General features: G+C 64.8%; 16 protein-coding genes. 5 read left to right on the top strand and 11 right to left on the bottom strand.

All coding sequences use genetic code 11. The annotated features are described in order from the left end of the window. Nucleotides 1–28: 28 nt before the first annotated feature. Together PSV26_RS00790 and gorA are read left to right on the top strand one after the other, a co-directional pair. The gene (locus PSV26_RS00790; protein WP_300517477.1) at nt 29–949 is read left to right on the top strand and encodes a LysR family transcriptional regulator; all 921 of its coding nucleotides are present in this window, start codon (nt 29–31) and stop codon (nt 947–949) included. Nucleotides 950–1,017: 68 nt separating this feature from the next. Then, a complete protein-coding gene (gorA, locus tag PSV26_RS00785) occupies nt 1,018–2,400 on the top strand; it encodes a glutathione-disulfide reductase (RefSeq protein WP_300517474.1) in 1,383 nt (460 codons plus the stop codon). Nucleotides 2,401–2,442: 42 nt separating this feature from the next. On the opposite strand, the gene PSV26_RS00780 is transcribed toward gorA, so the two are convergent. From PSV26_RS00780 to phnG, 7 genes are all read right to left on the bottom strand, one after another. After that, entirely contained in the window at nt 2,443–3,582 is a 1,140-nt protein-coding gene (locus tag PSV26_RS00780; protein WP_300517471.1) for an alpha-D-ribose 1-methylphosphonate 5-triphosphate diphosphatase, read from the bottom strand. A gap of 14 nt (nt 3,583–3,596) precedes the next feature. Then, a complete protein-coding gene (gene phnL, locus PSV26_RS00775) occupies nt 3,597–4,295 on the bottom strand; it encodes a phosphonate C-P lyase system protein PhnL (protein WP_300517468.1) in 699 nt (232 codons plus the stop codon). A 20-nt stretch (nt 4,296–4,315) separates the two neighbouring features. Then, nucleotides 4,316–5,140 (bottom strand): phosphonate C-P lyase system protein PhnK, encoded by an 825-nt coding sequence (gene phnK, locus PSV26_RS00770; protein ID WP_300517465.1) that lies wholly within the window; start codon nt 5,138–5,140, stop codon nt 4,316–4,318. Then, complete coding sequence (locus PSV26_RS00765; RefSeq protein WP_300517463.1) at nt 5,137–6,042, bottom strand: alpha-D-ribose 1-methylphosphonate 5-phosphate C-P-lyase PhnJ; 906 nt, start codon at nt 6,040–6,042, stop codon at nt 5,137–5,139. The genes phnK and PSV26_RS00765 overlap by 4 nt, the downstream gene beginning before the upstream one ends. Further along, entirely contained in the window at nt 6,039–7,199 is a 1,161-nt protein-coding gene (locus PSV26_RS00760) for a carbon-phosphorus lyase complex subunit PhnI (RefSeq protein ID WP_300566511.1), read from the bottom strand. Before PSV26_RS00760 ends, PSV26_RS00765 begins: the two co-directional genes overlap by 4 nt. A 79-nt stretch (nt 7,200–7,278) precedes the next feature. After that, a complete protein-coding gene (gene phnH / locus PSV26_RS00755) occupies nt 7,279–7,881 on the bottom strand; it encodes a phosphonate C-P lyase system protein PhnH (protein ID WP_300566509.1) in 603 nt (200 codons plus the stop codon). Then, nucleotides 7,878–8,342 (bottom strand): phosphonate C-P lyase system protein PhnG, encoded by a 465-nt coding sequence (gene phnG, locus PSV26_RS00750; protein WP_300517456.1) that lies wholly within the window; start codon nt 8,340–8,342, stop codon nt 7,878–7,880. The genes phnH and phnG overlap by 4 nt, the downstream gene beginning before the upstream one ends. A 99-nt stretch (nt 8,343–8,441) precedes the next feature. Between phnG and phnF the strand changes: the two genes are divergently transcribed. Genes phnF through phnN form a run of 3 tightly spaced genes read left to right on the top strand, consistent with a single transcriptional unit; the run spans nt 8,442 to nt 10,476 of the window. After that, the gene (phnF, locus tag PSV26_RS00745; RefSeq protein WP_300566507.1) at nt 8,442–9,212 is read left to right on the top strand and encodes a phosphonate metabolism transcriptional regulator PhnF; all 771 of its coding nucleotides are present in this window, start codon (nt 8,442–8,444) and stop codon (nt 9,210–9,212) included. Continuing rightward, nucleotides 9,209–9,904: a DUF1045 domain-containing protein gene (locus tag PSV26_RS00740; RefSeq protein ID WP_300566504.1), complete on the top strand. Its 696-nt coding sequence runs from the start codon at nt 9,209–9,211 to the stop codon at nt 9,902–9,904. Before phnF ends, PSV26_RS00740 begins: the two co-directional genes overlap by 4 nt. Then, nucleotides 9,901–10,476 (top strand): phosphonate metabolism protein/1,5-bisphosphokinase (PRPP-forming) PhnN, encoded by a 576-nt coding sequence (gene phnN / locus PSV26_RS00735; RefSeq protein WP_300517447.1) that lies wholly within the window; start codon nt 9,901–9,903, stop codon nt 10,474–10,476. The genes PSV26_RS00740 and phnN overlap by 4 nt, the downstream gene beginning before the upstream one ends. Here the strand turns inward: phnN and PSV26_RS00730 are convergent. The 4 genes from PSV26_RS00730 to phnC are packed head-to-tail and all read right to left on the bottom strand — an operon-like array spanning nt 10,419 to nt 13,720. After that, a complete protein-coding gene (locus PSV26_RS00730; RefSeq protein ID WP_300517444.1) occupies nt 10,419–10,985 on the bottom strand; it encodes a phosphonate degradation HD-domain oxygenase in 567 nt (188 codons plus the stop codon). The genes phnN and PSV26_RS00730 overlap by 58 nt on opposite strands. A gap of 50 nt (nt 10,986–11,035) precedes the next feature. Beyond that, entirely contained in the window at nt 11,036–11,845 is an 810-nt protein-coding gene (phnE, locus tag PSV26_RS00725) for a phosphonate ABC transporter, permease protein PhnE (RefSeq protein ID WP_300517442.1), read from the bottom strand. Between the two features lie 8 nt (nt 11,846–11,853). After that, nucleotides 11,854–12,819, bottom strand: a complete 966-nt coding sequence (gene phnD, locus PSV26_RS00720) for a phosphonate ABC transporter substrate-binding protein (protein WP_300517440.1) — start codon at nt 12,817–12,819, stop codon at nt 11,854–11,856. Between the two features lie 37 nt (nt 12,820–12,856). After that, nucleotides 12,857–13,720: a phosphonate ABC transporter ATP-binding protein gene (gene phnC, locus PSV26_RS00715; RefSeq protein ID WP_300517438.1), complete on the bottom strand. Its 864-nt coding sequence runs from the start codon at nt 13,718–13,720 to the stop codon at nt 12,857–12,859. Between the last annotated feature and the right edge of the window lie 19 nt (nt 13,721–13,739).

The raw sequence follows: 13,739 nt of genomic DNA, 5'->3' as shown, positions 1-13,739 counted from the left end.
TTCGGAGTAATTCATTTAGCATCGGCCCATGGACAAATTCAAGGCCATGCAGGCGTTTATCCACATCGCGGAAGAAGGCAGCCTGACCGCCGCGGCGCGGGTCATGGAATCGTCTTTGCCCGCCATGGTGCGCACCCTTGCCAGTCTGGAGAGCCACCTGGGTGTGCGACTTTTCAACCGCACGACCCGGCGCATCGCGCTCACAGACGAGGGGCGCCGCTACCTGATTTTTTGTGAGCAGGTACTCGCAACGGTGCAGGAGGCCGAGGCATCGGTAAGCCCCCAGATGGGGGAGCCACGCGGCCAGCTCGTCATCACCGCGCCGGTGTTGTTCGGACAGATGTATGTGGCGCCTGCAGTCACCCGATTTGTGCAACGCTACAGCGAGGTGAGCTGCCGGGTGATGCTGCACGACCGGGTGCTCAATCTCCTGGAAGAGGGAATCGATGTGGGCATCCGCATCGGCGAGCTGGAAGACTCTTCACTGATAGCGCAGAAAGTCTTCGGCATACGTCGCCTGGTGGTCGCCAGCCCGGACTACCTGCGCAAACACGGTGTGCCGGCACATCCGCGCGACCTGCGGTCTGCCAACTGCGTTCGATTTACCGCGCCGACGGGCCCGTGGTGGACTTTTCATGAAAAGGGGAAAACCTTCACGGTACCAGTCACTGGCAATCTCGAATTCAACAACGCTTCGCCTGCGGTCGAGGCCTGTGTCGCAGGGATGGGTTTTGGCATGTTCATCTCGTACCAGGTCGCCCCTTATGTGCAGCAGAAAAGGCTCACCGTGGTGCTCGACAGTTTTGAGCCGCCGCTGCGTCCGGTCAGCGTGGTTTATCCCCATTCGCGCCTTCTGCCGGCGCGCACGCGGATTTTCATTGAGTGGATCAAGGCCGAACTGTTGCAGCTCAATCATGCTGCCCCGCCTCAGCTGCATCCGGGACGATGACCCCCGCCGGGCGTTGGCAGCGGACCGGTGGTAAGGTCGGCGCCAACCCTTTCCAATGATGGCAATCCATGAAAAATTTCGACTTTGACCTGTTTGTCATAGGCGGCGGCAGCGGCGGCGTGCGTGCTGCGCGCATGGCTGCACAGCGCGGTGCGCGCGTCGCACTGGCCGAGGTGGCGGCCATGGGCGGCACCTGCGTCAACGTGGGCTGCATCCCAAAAAAGCTCTACAGCTACGCCGCGCACTTTGCCGACGCCTTTGAAGAGTCGCGCGGCTTCGGCTGGACCGGCGAGGCGCCGGTGTTCGACTGGGAGCGGCTCAAGACCAACCGCGCGCTGGAAATCTCGCGCCTGAACGGCGTCTACATTCAGCTGCTCCAGGGCTCGGGCGTCCAGATCATCGAGGGCTGGGCCACACTGGCCGACGCCCACACGGTGGAAGTGGAGGGCCGTCGCTACAGTGCGAAACACATCCTGGTCGCCACCGGCGGCCGGCCCAGCCTGCCCGAGGTGAAAGGCCGCGAGCTGGTCATCACCTCGGACCAGATTTTCGATATCGCTCCTTTCCCGACCCGCCTGCTGGTGGTGGGCGGCGGCTACATCGCCTGCGAATTTGCCTCCATCTTCAACGGCCTGGGGGCGAAAGTCACCCAGCTGTACCGCGGCGCCCAGGTGCTGCGCGGCTTCGACGCGGAAGTGCGTGCCTTCGTGGCCGCGGAAATGGTCAAGACCGGCGTGGACTTGCGGCTGCACGCCGACGTGGCAGCTATCAGCCGGGCGGCGGACGGTCTGCATGTGCAACTGCAGGATGGCAGCAGCACCACAGTGGACGCGGTGCTGTACGCGACGGGCCGCCTGCCCAATGTGGCCGGCCTGGGCCTGGAAAACGCGGGCGTCCCCCTCACCCCGCAGGGGGCGATTGAAGTCAATGCCCACTACCAGACGGCGGTGCCGTCAATTTACGCACTGGGCGACGTGACCGCACGCATCCAGCTGACGCCGGTGGCGCTGGGCGAGGCCATGGTGGTGGTCGATCACCTGTTCGGCGCCGCCGCCGGCAAGAAGCCGCGGCGCATGAGCTACGACTTCATCCCGACCGCCGTGTTCACCCACCCGAACATTGGCACCGTGGGGTATACCGAAGCCGATGCACGCAAGGAATTCGGCAAGGTCAGCATCTACCGCAGCGAGTTCAAGGCGCTCAAACACACCCTGAGCGGCAGCGCCGAGCGCACGCTGATGAAACTGGTGGTGGACGACGCGACCGACCGCGTGGTCGGCCTGCACATGGTGGGCGCCGACGCGGGTGAGGTGGTTCAGGGTTTTGCCGTGGCCATGAAGGCCGGAGCCACCAAGGCCGTTTTCGACAGTACCGTCGGCATCCACCCGACGGCGGCGGAGGAGTTCGTCACGATGCGCGAGCCGGTGAAAGAGCCGGCGCGCGGGCCCTGAGCAAGCCGGCCAGCACGCGGTGCCGCGTTCCCGCCGGCAGGCTCAGAACGCGCGCATGCCCTGATGCCAGGCCGCCCGCACAATGGGCATGTCACCGCTCATGCGGACCCGGATAAGGTCCGCGCGCAGGCCGGGGGCCAGTTCTCCGCGGTCCGTCAGGCCGATCGAGCGGGCCGGGTTGCGTGTGACGGTGTTGACGGCCTTGGGCAGGCTCCAGCCGGCCGTATCACGCAGCAGAAAGGCTGACTGCAGCAGGCTGGCGGGCACGTAGTCCGACGAAAAAATATCGAGCAGATCGAGCTGCGCCAGTTCGGCCGCCGACACATTGCCCGAATGCGAGCCGCCCTTGACCAGGTTGGGGCCGCCCATGACGATGCCCATGCCCGCCGCGCGGGCCGCGCGCGCGGCCGCCACGGTGGTCGGAAATTCCGAGATGGCGATGCCTTCCTGGCTGGCCTGCTCGACATGCGCCACTTCCGTGTCATCGTGGCTCGCCACCGGCAGGTCCCTGGCGCGGCTGCCGGCAATGACGGCCGCACGGTTGGGAATGGCAAAACGCTCCTGGTGCGCCCGGCGCTCCTGGATCAGGGTTTCATATTCCGCGTCGTTGAAGCTGCCGTAACGCTCGGCATAGCGCCGGTACTTGCTGAGATCGCGCCATTGGCGCTGGCCCGGCGTGTGGTCCATCACGCTGACCAGTTCGAGCAGGGAGTCGTCGGCATAGTGCTCGAACACCTCCACGATGTCGGGGGCCGAGACCTCGCAGCGCAGGTGCAGCAGGTGCTCGACGCGCAGCAGGCCTTCGGCGCGGCACTCGTGCAGGGCCTCGATCGACACATGCTGGGTCTGGCTGCGTGTGCCGCCCTGGTCCATGTCCCCGATCACGACCGAATCGAGCACTGTGATGATGCCGGCAGCCGCGCACAGTGCGTCGTGCATGACTGTGGCGGAGTGGGCGTTCCACAACACGCCGGGCCGCGGCACCAGGTGTTTTTCGAGGTTGTCGGTGTGCAACTCGACCAGGCCGGGCAGCAACCAGTCGCCGGCCCAGTCTTCCGCCCCGGTCACCGAGGTGTCACCGCGCTCGACGGATCGGATGAGGCCACCTTCAACCACCAGACAGCCGGTGAACTCCTCGCCGGCCGTGACAATTCTTGCGTTTTTGATGATTTTCTGCTTCATGGAGATCTTCCGGTTCAGTTTGATTTTCGATAGTGTTCAACATCCAGGCAGCGGCTGGCCACCGCTTCGCGCACTTCGTCGTCGTGAAAGATTCCGACCACAGCGGCCCCACGCGCACGCGCCGCATGAATCAGCTCCACCACGACGCGGCGGTTGTCGGCGTCCAACGAGGCGGTTGGTTCGTCGAGCAGCAGAACGGGGTGGTTGGCGATCAGGCCATGCGCGATGTTCACACGCTGCTGCTCACCGCCGGAAAAGGTCGCGGGCGGCAGGTGCCACAGACGCTCGTGCAGGTTCAGGCGCGTCAGCCACTGTGCGGCCTGGCCGCGCGCATCGTCTGCGGCCACGCCGAGGCGGCGCAGCGGCTCGGCCACGATGTCCAGCGTCGAGACCCGGGGAATCACGCGCAGAAATTGCGACACATAACCGAGCGTGCGGCGCCGCACATCCAGCACCTCCCGCGGCAGTGCCGCAGACAGGCTGATCCACTGCGCCTGGTGGCGGATGCGCACCTCCCCGCTGCTGGCACTGTAGTTGCCGTACAGGCAGCGCAGCAGCGAACTTTTTCCGCTGCCGGAATGGCCGGTCAAGGCCAGGCACTCACCGGGGGCGACGCTCAGGCTGATGCCGGAAAAAACAGGCAGCGCGAGGCCGCCTCGCGCGTGCAGGGTGAAGGTCTTGGAGAGATCGCTGGTTTCTAGGACAGAAGTCATGGTGATGTTCGGGTGGCGAATCAGGGGGTGAGAACGGAAGACACCAGCAGCTGGGTGTAGGGATGCTGGGGGTCGTCGAGCACGCGGTCGGTCAGGCCCTGCTCGACCACGCAGCCGTCTTTCATGACCAGCATGCGGTGCGCCAGCAGGCGCGCCACCGCGAGGTCATGCGTGACAATCACGGCCGCCAGATGGAGCTGGTCCACCAGTTCGCGCAGCAGATCGAGCAGCCGCGCCTGCACCGAGACATCCAGCCCGGTGGTCGGCTCGTCCATGAAGACCAGCCGCGGATGGGTCACCAGGTTGCGTGCAATCTGCAGGCGCTGCTGCATGCCGCCCGAGTAGGTGCCCGGGAGGTCGTCGATGCGGTCCACGTCGAGTTCGACCCGCTCCATCCAGCTGAGGGCCTGGCCGCGCAGCTTGCCGTAATGGCGTGCCCCCAGGGCCATCATGCGTTCGCCGATGTTGGCGCCGCCCGAAACATTCATGCGCAGGCCGTCGCGCGCATGCTGCTCTACAAAACCCCAGTCGGTGCGGGCCAGCCAGCGCAGCCGCGCCTCGGACAGCCCGGCCAGATCCACGAGCCCGGACGCACCGCGTGCTGCGGCGACGCCGCTGCCAGCCTCCTCCCGCAGGTCGTAATGGACCGAACCTTCGTCACAAGCCAGGCGGGACGCCAGCAAACGCAGCAGCGTGGACTTGCCGGATCCGGACTCTCCGACGACGGCCAGCACCTCGCCGGGGTAGAGGTCAAAACTCACACTGCGGCAAGCCCAGCGCAGGCGCTGACCCTGCATGAACTGCTTGCCGGCGCCGCGCACGGACAGAAGGAGATCGTCGCTCATTGCGCCCCTCCCACTGCCGTGCGCGCCAGCGCGTCCGGCATCTGTACGGCCTGCTGCGTGCCCACATGCCCGGCCTCGCGGCGTCCGCTGCAGAAGTCACTGTCCGAACAGACAAACAGGCGGCTTCCTTCGTCATCCACAATCATTTCGTCGAGAAAACTCTCCGCCGCGCCACACAGGGCGCAGGCGTGCTCCCAGCGCTGCACCTCAAACGGGTGGTCTTCAAAATCGAGGCTGCGCACCGCGGTGTAGGGAGGGATGGCGTAAATGCGTTTTTCCCGCCCTGCGCCGAACAGCTGCAGCGCCGGGTTCATGTGCATCTTGGGGTTGTCGAACTTCGGTATCGGCGAAGGCGAGGTCAGGTAGCGCTCGTTGACCAGCACCGGGTAATCGTAGGTCTTGGAGATCGCGCCGAGCTGGGCGATGTCTTCGTAAAGCTTGACGTTCATCAGCCCGTATTCGCCCAGCGAGTGCATGGTGATGGTTTCGAGGCGGCGCGGCTCCAGCCGGAACAACGGTTCCGGCATGGGCACCTGGTAAACAATGGTCTGCGCTTCGGTCAGGGCGGCTTCCGGAATGCGGTGCCGCGTCTGGATGATGGTGGCCTCGGCGGTTTTCTCCGTGGTCGGCACGCCGGTGGTGCGCGCAAAAAAGCGGCGGATGTTGACCGCATTGGTGGTGTCGTCCGCCCCCTGGTCAATCACCTTGAGCACATCGTCGCGGCCAATGATGCTGGCCGTGACCTGAACGCCGCCTGTGCCCCAACCGTAGGCGAACGGCATTTCACGCGAGCCGAAAGGCACCTGGTAGCCCGGAATGGCCACCGCCTTGAGCATGGCGCGACGGATCATTTTTTTGGTGCGCTCGTCAAGAAATCCGAAGTTGTAATGCTCGTCCATCATGCTGCTTTCTGTATCGCCGGTTCGGAGGGAGGGGCCGGGGCTCGATGGCCCGGGTCCGCGTTTTTTTCATCCTGCCCCTGCTGCGCGTGGACAGCCCGCAGCCGGCGCACCAGTTCCAGCTCGGACTGGAAGTCCACGTAATGCGGGAGCTTCAGATGCTGCACAAAGCCGGAGGCCTCCAGGCTGTCGGCATGGGACAACACGAACTCTTCGTCCTGCGCCGGCGCCAAGGCGAGCTCGCCCAGTTCGCGGGCACGCAGTGCGCGATCGACCAGCGCCATGGCCATGCTTTTGCGCTCAGCCCCGCCAAAAGCCAGCCCATAACCCTGGGTGAACTGCGGCGGCACCTCGCGGTTGCCGGCAAACTGGTTGATCATCTGGCACTCGGTGACTTCCACCTCACCAATATCTATCGCGAAGCCCAGCTCGTCGGCCAGAATTTCCACCGACACCGTACCGCGCCGGATCTCACCGGCAAAGGGATGGGCGTTGGCATACCCGCGCTGGGTGGAATACCCCAGGCCCAGCAGCCAGCCTTCGTCGCCGCGCGCCAGGGCCTGCAGACGCAGCGGCCGGTCGGCCGGAAACATCAGGGGCTCACGCGTCAGGTCACCCGGTTCGCTGTCTGCGACGGGTCGCGGCGTCTCCATCAGGCCTTCACGCGCCATCAGCTCATTGACACGCGGCATGCTGGCCGGCAAGGGCTGCGGCACGGCATGCGGCGCGGCCGTGCCCTGCGCGCTGTCACCTTCGGCCAGCAAGGCGAAGTCAAGCAGGCGCTGGGTGTAGTCGTAGGTGGCGCCCAGCACCTGGCCCCCGGGCACATCCTTGAACGTGGCCGACACGCGACGCGTCAGCTTCATCTGTGCCGTGTCCAGCGGCAAGCTGTAGCCGAAACGCGGCAGTGTGGTGCGGTAGGCACGCAGGAGAAAAATCGCCTCGATCAGGTCGCCACTGGCCTGCTTGATCGCCAGGGCGGCCAGTTCGGGGTCGTACAGGGAGCCTTCGGACATGACGCGATCCACTGCCAGCGACAGCTGCGTGCGGATCTGCGCCACCGACAGTTCCGGTAACGAGAGATCACCGCGGCGCTGCGCGGCCAGCAGCTGCCAGGAGTTCTCGATGGCGGCGGTACCGCCCTTGACGGCTACATACATGGGCGGGCCTCCTGCCGAGCTGCCTCAAGGGCGGCCTGCGCCCCCTCGTGGGGCAGCGAAAAAATGTGAGCGTGGGGATTCATGTGACTCCTTCCAGACGGCGTACGCGGGTCGTGCGCGGCAGCCCCAGTGCCAGGTCGGCACAGGTGAAAACGATGTCCACCCCTTGCGGAAACGCGGCATGGTTGGCTTGCCACTGCGTCCAGAAGTGCTCGGGCAGTCCGGCGATACGCACCGTCTGCATGTCCTGGATGCCCGGACCGCGCCACTCGACGGCCGGGCCGTCGTCCAGCGAAGGTACTTCGACCAGCAAGGTGGCCGAGCGTTCAGGCGCCTGCGCCGAGCCTGGCGCGAAGCTGTCCAGCGGCGGCATGACCCCTGCATCCACAAGCACGGCAAAGGCGGCCTCCTGCGGTGCGGCCGCCCGACCCGCCCCGGTGTGAAACCGCAGCCAATCCGGGGCGGCGCCCTCATCGCGTTGCCACCATACCGGGGTGTCGTCATCGGTCAACGCAAGCAGCAGATGCCCCATGGACGGGCCCAGGGCCAGACCCGGAACCGGGGCGCCAAGAACGAAGCGCCGGCCCGGCCGTGACAGCGCATCGAGCACGCGGCGAAAGGCGGTTTGTGCGTCATGCACCGGATCAGCGAAACCGGCACTCATCAGATGGTTTTGCTTCATGCCTGGCCCCGAACAAAGGTGAAAAATTCAACTTTTGATGCCGCCGCGGCGCGGCTCGTCGCATCCTGCTGCGCGGCCTGTTGCCTGGCCAGCGGCTCAACCACCTCGCGCATCAGGGCCGGGTGACGCATGGGGTCTTGCAGCAGTGCGTCCAGCACGGCAATCAGTTCAGCCTTGCGGCGGTCGCGCCCCAGGGCGTAACCCACGCCCAGTGCTCCGGGGCCAACGCGCAGGGCACAACGCGTCACACTGGCCTCCCCGAGGTTGAAGGCATCGCCGGTGCCCCCGACCCGGCCGCGCAACATGACCATGCCGGATTCGGCAGGGCGAACATGCTCCAGCGGCGGCAGGGCGCCGAGGAGAACCCCTGCCTTTTCAAGTTCAGGCCGGGTGGCGCGTGCCAGCACGGCCAGCCAGCGCCTGCGGGGTTCGCGGTTCGGGTTGATCGACTCGTTTGTCATACAGATGTCTAAATCAGTCACTAGAGTTGGGTATGTCAGTAAAAACAACCACAAGGGCTGCAGCAGGACCCTAGTTCAACCGGACAACATGACCAAATGATGACAAGCGAACGCCCTCTTTCCAGCGCGCCCGGCCGGCGCAGCGGTGTGGCTGTGTGGAAGCAGATTGCCGACACACTGGGCACCGAAATCCGTGACCGCGCATTCACGGCGACCGGGCGTCTGCCCAGTGAAAACGAACTCTCCACACGTTTCGGCGTGAACCGCCACACGCTGCGTCAGGCAGTCGCGGCGCTGCAGGTCGATGGTCTGGTGCGGATCGAACCGGGCCGCGGCACCTTTGTCCAGCACGAGCTGCTCGACTACGTGTTGTCGCGCCGTACACGCTTCAGTGAAAACCTTCAGCGCCAGGGGCTGTTACCGAGCAAACAGCTGCTTACCGCCCGGGAAATGCCCGCACCCGAACGTGCAGCGAAGGAACTCCGGCTGGACAAGGGCGGCAAGGTGCTGATGGTGGAGATGCTCGACGAGGCCAATGAGCAGCCGATCGCGCTGGCCACAGCCTACTATCCCGCCGGGCGATTCGCGGGGCTGCTCGACATGCTGGGGCGCGGCACCTGCACCACCGACATCCTGCGGCACTTCGGTGTCGAAGACTACGTACGCGCCGAAAGCCGCGTCACCACCCAGATGCCGTCTGCTGAAACCGCACGGCTGCTGAAACAAGCGCTGACGCGGCCGGTGCTGTGTGTCGAATGCCTGGACGTCGACATGGCCGGCGTACCGATCAAGTACGGGGAAACCGTGTTCTCCGGCGACCGGGTCCAGCTGGTGATCAATGCAGGAAATGAAACGGGAGCGTTCGCATGAGCGCGCGTTACGCCATTTATTTCGCCCCGGACCGGCACTCGCCATGGTGGGTGTTTGGCGCGCACTGGCTGGGCCGCAACGAACACGACAACACGGCGCTGGCCCAGCCCTTGCCGGAAGGACTGTCACCCGCAGAGTTTGCCGGCATCACCGCAGAGCCGCGGCGTTACGGGTTTCACGCCACCCTGAAAGCGCCTTTCCGGCTGTCAGCCGCACACGACGAATCCGATCTGGTGGCGCGCCTCGGCAGGCTGGCACAGACACTGGCCCCTGTGGCGCTGGGCTCGCTGCATGTCGCAGTACTGGGCAACTTCGTGGCCCTCGTTCCGACAACGGAACCCGCGGGCCTACAAGCGCTGGCCGCGGCCTGCGTGACCGGACTCGACGACTTGCGCGCCCCGCCCGAAGCGGCAGAGCTGGCCCGCCGGCGCGCCGCCCCGCTGGATGCCCGCGAGACCGAGCTGCTGGACCTGTATGGCTACCCCTACGTGATGGACAGATTTCGCCTGCATCTGACATTGACCGGGCCCGTCGATGCGCCCCTTGCCCGGCAGGTCTGCCAGGCGGTCGCCGCAGACGTGGACCGCCTCAACACCCAGGCCCCCCTGGTGCTGGACCGGCTCTGCCTGTTTGTCGAACGACGCCCGGGCGCGCCGTTTCAGCGTGTCATGGATGTCAGGCTGGGGTCATGAGCGGCCTCTGGGTGTTTGTCTGCGGGCCTTCGGGCTCCGGCAAGGACAGCGTGATGGACTTTGCCCGTCAGTCACTGAGCGGGTTGCCCGACATCGTGTTTGCACGCCGCATGGTGACGCGCCCCGTGCAGCCGGGCTCCGACCACGACCCGGTCACGGCGCCGGGGTTTGCGCAACTTCTGCAGTCGGGCGGTCTTTGCTGGCACTGGCAGGCCCACGGATTCTGCTATGGCATTGCCAGCCCTTACGCCGATGCAGTCAGGGCCGGACGCCTCGTGGTGGTCAACGGCTCGCGTGCACATGTCAACAGCTTGCCGCGTTCACCTGATCTGCGGGTGGTCCGGATCAGCACCGACCCGGACCGCCTGGCCACGCGCCTGGCGCAGCGGGCGCGCGACAGCGACGCGGCCATTGCCGAGCGACTGGCGCGCAACGCTGCTTTTTCCGCCATGCCAGCCGACTGCGTGATCGTCAACGATGGCGAGTTGCAGATGGCCGGTCGACGCCTGGCGGACTACCTGACCGCCTCAGCCATACCGGCAGATGAAGCCTGTTCCAGAACACCAACGTAGTGATCCCAGCCGGGCGGTGTCGCCGCAGGGTCCTTGGCGTGGTCATCCCAGCGCCGCAGCGCGACCGCATCGGCGGCAAAGGCCTGTGCCATGAAGATGGCTGCTTCCTCCCGGGAAAACGGGCCGCCCTGCAGCGCGAGGCTGCGCTGCGACGCCGGTGACAGGCTGGCGTGGTAAGCGCTGTCCGCCTGACAAAGATACCGCTTGGCGTCCACATGCATGCGAATGGGTTCGAGCACCGCGTCCGTAAAGACACCACGCAAAAACGGCAGCGCCATGAACTGATGCAGGTCATCAACGCCTGTCTGCTTCGCCGGTTCCCGCTGGACAAGCAAATGACCGAGGTCGTGCAGCAGCGCGGCCGCCACCAGTTCGGGGGATGCGCCCGACCGTTCGGCCAGATGGGCACATTGCAGCCCATGCTGCAACTGGCTGATCGCCTCGCCGCCGTACTGCGCGGCGCCCCGCGTCTGAAACAGCGCGGTGATCTCTTCAACTTTCAATGCCATGGCGGGTCCCAGGGTCTGTTCACTTCATTGACGGAAGTGCGCACAGTTAACTAAACCAGCGCTTTACGAATACGCGCCGAGATCAGGTCGATCACACTGACGGTGACCACGATGATGATCATCACGGCGCAGGTCTCGGCATACTGAAAGCCGCGGATGATCTCCCACAACACGACACCAATGCCGCCGGCGCCCACCATGCCCACCACCGAAGCGGAACGCACGTTGGACTCGAAGCGGTACAGCGTATAGGAAATCCAGAGCGGCAGCACCTGCGGAATCACACCGAAGAAGATCTCCTCCAGCGCATGGGCGCCCGTGGCGCGTATGCCTTCCACGGGTTGCGGGTCAATCGACTCCACCGCTTCGGAAAACAGCTTGGCCAGAATGCCGGTGGTGTGAATCCACAGTGCCAGCACGCCGGCAAACGGACCCAGACCCACGGCCACGATGAACAACATGGCAAACACCATCTCGTTGATGGCACGCGCCGCGTCCATCAGACGCCGGATCGGCTGGCGCACCCAGAGCGGAGCAATGTTGGCCGAAGACAACAGGGCCAGCGGCACCGCGCAGACCACGGCCAGGGCCGTACCCCACAGTGCGATTTGCACCGTCACCACCATCTCCTCCAGGTAGTAGGACCACTGCTTGAAGTTGGGCGGAAAGAAACTGGCCGCGTACTCGGCCATGTTGCCGGAATCGCGCAGCAGGTCCAGGGGTCGCATGTCCGCGCCCTTCCACGACAAGGCCAGCAGTGCGAGCAGGACGCCCCAGGCCATCAGGCCCAGCAAGCTGGCGCGCGGCACCTGCAGCGGCGCAGGAGGCGCCTGCACGGAAAGACGGACATGGGTAGTCACGGGCGGCCTCAGTTGCGGCTCAGCTCGGCGAGCTTGCGGTCGATTTCGGCGACCTTGGCCTGTTTGTCGGCGGCGGGCAAGCTTGCATCGGCCTCGAACTTGTTGCGCTCCTTGAACAGCTCCAGCTGGCGGATGGGAATCAGCTGGGCATTGGTGGAGGGCTTGAAGGCCGACAGCTTGGAGATCTTCATCAGGACATCTTTTTCCTGCTGACCACCTTTGCCGTAACCGTAGAAAAAGTCCTTGAGCTTCTGCTTCGAGGCCTCCGGCAGGTCCTTGCGCATGACCAGGGGGTCCAGCGGGATCAGCGGCGAGGTCCAGACGACACGGATGTCCTTGAACTTTTCAGGCAGGCGGTCCTTGATCTTGTCCAGGTTCTCGCTGTTGTTGGTGGCCACATCGACCTGTTTGTTGGCGACGGCCAGTGCGTTGCTCTCATGGTTGGCGCCGCGGGACACCTTGAAGGCGGTCTTTGCGTCGATCTTGTTCTGCGCAAAAACATAGTAGCTGGGCACCAGGAAGCCGGAGGTCGAATTGGGGTCACCGTTGCCGAACGACAGGTTCTTCGCATTCTTGAGCACATCGTCCAGCGACTTGAGCGGGCTGTCCTTGTGGACGATCAGGTGAGAGTAATAGCCCTGGGTCCCGTCGGCGTTGACCATCTGGGCAAAAATCTCACCACCAGCGCGGTCCACCGCTTCCATGGCTGACTTGTTGCCGAACCAGGCCACATGGACCTTGCCAAAGCGCATGCCTTCAATGATGCCGGCATAGTCGGGCGCGAAGAAGGCGTTGACCTTATAGCCGGTCTTTTTCGCCATGTCTTCCAGCAGCGGCTGCCAGTCCGACTTCAGGTTCTGCGACGACTCGGTCGAAATGATGCCGAAATTGATTTCCTTCAGGTCCTGCGCATGGACAGGCGCCAGGGCGACCAGCGCCGTGGCGGCCAGTCCGGTCAACAGTTTTTTGATCATGGTGATTTCCTTGAGAGGGTGGGTGAAGAGGATGACTTCAGGCAGCCTGCGCCATAGGTGTTGGCCAGGCGAGGTGGGGAACGGGTTTGACCTTGTCTTCGAGGCTGGAAATGGCATCGCCCAGGGACAGGATGTCGTCGGCTTCGGCGCCGTAGAGGTCGCGCAGCACAGCGGGCGTCAGTCCGACCGAAGGGCCGTCGTACACCACCTTGCCCTGGTGCAGGGCGATGGTGCGGGCGCAGTATTTCATGGCCACATTGACCTGGTGCAACGACACCACCACGGTGCACTGGTCTTCGCGGTTCACGCGGGCCAGGATGTCCATGACCTTGCGTGAGGATTCCGGGTCCAGCGAGGCAATCGGCTCGTCGGCCAGCACCACTTTGGCGCCCTGCACCATGGCCCGCGCAATCGCGGCACGCTGCTGCTGGCCGCCCGACAGCGTGGAGGCACGCTGCGCACAACATTCGGCAATACCGACGCGGCGCAGGGCTTCGATGCCCCTGGCCTTCTCTTCAGGCGTGAACCAGCGGATCAGGCTGCGCCACATCGGCACCTTGTGCAGGGTGCCGGCCAGCACGTTGACAATCACCGGCAACCGGCCGACCAGGTTGAACTGCTGGAAGACAAAACCAATGCCCGAACGCACGGAACGGATGTTCGACGCGATTTTCCCGTTGCGCTGCACAGTCCTGCCGTGGATCACGATGGACCCTTCCCCGGATGCATCGCCGGCCATCAGCCCGGCCATGTGCCGCAGCAAGGTGGACTTGCCGGAGCCGGAAGCCCCGATCAGCGCAACCATTTCGCCGGGCGCAATGCTCAGGTCGATCTGTTGCAGGGCCTTGCGGCCGTTGCCAAATGTCTTGCTCAGGGTGTTGATCCGGATGGCAGCGTCCATGGTCTCTCCAGGTGGTGTT

The organism is Polaromonas sp. (assembly GCF_029945685.1).
In the GTDB taxonomy this organism is placed as follows: domain Bacteria; phylum Pseudomonadota; class Gammaproteobacteria; order Burkholderiales; family Burkholderiaceae_C; genus Polaromonas.
The sequence above is the reverse complement of the archived record's forward strand: the minus strand, read 5'-3'. Positions and strand labels throughout refer to the sequence as shown.

What these genes read in the sequence shown, in the direction of transcription:
- PSV26_RS00790 (WP_300517477.1), top strand. Translation starts at nt 29, where the DNA reads ATGGACAAATTCAAGGCCATGCAGGCGTTTATCCACATCGCGGAAGAA.
- gorA (WP_300517474.1), top strand. Translation starts at nt 1,018, where the DNA reads ATGAAAAATTTCGACTTTGACCTGTTTGTCATAGGCGGCGGCAGCGGC.
- PSV26_RS00780 (WP_300517471.1), bottom strand. Translation starts at nt 3,582, where the DNA reads ATGAAGCAGAAAATCATCAAAAACGCAAGAATTGTCACGGCCGGCGAG.
- phnL (WP_300517468.1), bottom strand. Translation starts at nt 4,295, where the DNA reads ATGACTTCTGTCCTAGAAACCAGCGATCTCTCCAAGACCTTCACCCTG.
- phnK (WP_300517465.1), bottom strand. Translation starts at nt 5,140, where the DNA reads ATGAGCGACGATCTCCTTCTGTCCGTGCGCGGCGCCGGCAAGCAGTTC.
- PSV26_RS00765 (WP_300517463.1), bottom strand. Translation starts at nt 6,042, where the DNA reads ATGATGGACGAGCATTACAACTTCGGATTTCTTGACGAGCGCACCAAA.
- PSV26_RS00760 (WP_300566511.1), bottom strand. Translation starts at nt 7,199, where the DNA reads ATGTATGTAGCCGTCAAGGGCGGTACCGCCGCCATCGAGAACTCCTGG.
- phnH (WP_300566509.1), bottom strand. Translation starts at nt 7,881, where the DNA reads ATGAAGCAAAACCATCTGATGAGTGCCGGTTTCGCTGATCCGGTGCAT.
- phnG (WP_300517456.1), bottom strand. Translation starts at nt 8,342, where the DNA reads ATGACAAACGAGTCGATCAACCCGAACCGCGAACCCCGCAGGCGCTGG.
- phnF (WP_300566507.1), top strand. Translation starts at nt 8,442, where the DNA reads ATGACAAGCGAACGCCCTCTTTCCAGCGCGCCCGGCCGGCGCAGCGGT.
- PSV26_RS00740 (WP_300566504.1), top strand. Translation starts at nt 9,209, where the DNA reads ATGAGCGCGCGTTACGCCATTTATTTCGCCCCGGACCGGCACTCGCCA.
- phnN (WP_300517447.1), top strand. Translation starts at nt 9,901, where the DNA reads ATGAGCGGCCTCTGGGTGTTTGTCTGCGGGCCTTCGGGCTCCGGCAAG.
- PSV26_RS00730 (WP_300517444.1), bottom strand. Translation starts at nt 10,985, where the DNA reads ATGGCATTGAAAGTTGAAGAGATCACCGCGCTGTTTCAGACGCGGGGC.
- phnD (WP_300517440.1), bottom strand. Translation starts at nt 12,819, where the DNA reads ATGATCAAAAAACTGTTGACCGGACTGGCCGCCACGGCGCTGGTCGCC.
- phnC (WP_300517438.1), bottom strand. Translation starts at nt 13,720, where the DNA reads ATGGACGCTGCCATCCGGATCAACACCCTGAGCAAGACATTTGGCAAC.